The sequence below is a fragment of the Collinsella sp. CLA-ER-H3 genome (assembly GCF_040092425.1).
In the GTDB taxonomy this organism is placed as follows: Bacteria; Actinomycetota; Coriobacteriia; order Coriobacteriales; family Coriobacteriaceae; genus Collinsella.
In genome coordinates, this window is record NZ_JBBNLP010000022.1 from 1 (window position 1) to 1,763 (window position 1,763).

At 63.0% G+C, this 1,763-nt stretch carries 1 rRNA gene; it reads left to right on the forward strand.

Features of this window, described 5'->3' with window-relative positions:
* Nucleotides 1-4: 4 nt before the first annotated feature.
* A 16S ribosomal RNA gene (locus AAAX32_RS09985) occupies nt 5-1,512 on the forward strand.
* Nucleotides 1,513-1,763: the final 251 nt, after the last annotated feature.

Consider the following 1,763-nt stretch of genomic DNA (forward strand, 5'->3'; position numbering starts at 1 on the left):
ATTTTGGACGGAGAGTTCGATCCTGGCTCAGGATGAACGCTGGCGGCGCGCCTAACACATGCAAGTCGAACGGCACCCCTCTCCGGAGGGAAGCGAGTGGCGAACGGCTGAGTAACACGTGGAGAACCTGCCCCCTCCCCCGGGATAGCCGCCCGAAAGGACGGGTAATACCGGATACCCCCGGGCGCCGCATGGCGCCCGGGCTAAAGCCCCGACGGGAGGGGATGGCTCCGCGGCCCATCAGGTAGACGGCGGGGTGACGGCCCACCGTGCCGACAACGGGTAGCCGGGTTGAGAGACCGACCGGCCAGATTGGGACTGAGACACGGCCCAGACTCCTACGGGAGGCAGCAGTGGGGAATCTTGCGCAATGGGGGGAACCCTGACGCAGCGACGCCGCGTGCGGGACGGAGGCCTTCGGGTCGTAAACCGCTTTCAGCAGGGAAGAGTCAAGACTGTACCTGCAGAAGAAGCCCCGGCTAACTACGTGCCAGCAGCCGCGGTAATACGTAGGGGGCGAGCGTTATCCGGATTCATTGGGCGTAAAGCGCGCGTAGGCGGCCCGGCAGGCCGGGGGTCGAAGCGGGGGGCTCAACCCCCCGAAGCCCCCGGAACCTCCGCGGCTTGGGTCCGGTAGGGGAGGGTGGAACACCCGGTGTAGCGGTGGAATGCGCAGATATCGGGTGGAACACCGGTGGCGAAGGCGGCCCTCTGGGCCGAGACCGACGCTGAGGCGCGAAAGCTGGGGGAGCGAACAGGATTAGATACCCTGGTAGTCCCAGCCGTAAACGATGGACGCTAGGTGTGGGGGGACGATCCCCCCGTGCCGCAGCCAACGCATTAAGCGTCCCGCCTGGGGAGTACGGCCGCAAGGCTAAAACTCAAAGGAATTGACGGGGGCCCGCACAAGCAGCGGAGCATGTGGCTTAATTCGAAGCAACGCGAAGAACCTTACCAGGGCTTGACATATGGGTGAAGCGGGGGAGACCCCGTGGCCGAGAGGAGCCCATACAGGTGGTGCATGGCTGTCGTCAGCTCGTGTCGTGAGATGTTGGGTTAAGTCCCGCAACGAGCGCAACCCCCGCCGCGTGTTGCCATCGGGTGATGCCGGGAACCCACGCGGGACCGCCGCCGTCAAGGCGGAGGAGGGCGGGGACGACGTCAAGTCATCATGCCCCTTATGCCCTGGGCTGCACACGTGCTACAATGGCCGGTACAGAGGGATGCCACCCCGCGAGGGGGAGCGGATCCCGGAAAGCCGGCCCCAGTTCGGATTGGGGGCTGCAACCCGCCCCCATGAAGTCGGAGTTGCTAGTAATCGCGGATCAGCATGCCGCGGTGAATGCGTTCCCGGGCCTTGTACACACCGCCCGTCACACCACCCGAGTCGTCTGCACCCGAAGTCGCCGGCCCAACCTTTCGAGGGGGGAGGCGCCGAAGGTGTGGAGGGTGAGGGGGGTGAAGTCGTAACAAGGTAGCCGTACCGGAAGGTGCGGCTGGATCACCTCCTTTCTAGGGAGATAAATCTTCTAGAGAGATCAACTTAACTCGAATAGAGGGCAGGAGCCCGTCCGGTTGATGTCGCCCGGAGTAAGTCCCCGCAGCACCCGGTCCCCGGGGTCGCACCCGCGTACCTTGAGAGCCGCATAGCGATAGGAGAGAGATGGAAGATCAATTTCTTCCAGACTCGATTCTTTTCTGCGATTTATCAGACAGAATGATAGCAATCATTCATCCGATCCAAACAAGAAGAATTCACTTAT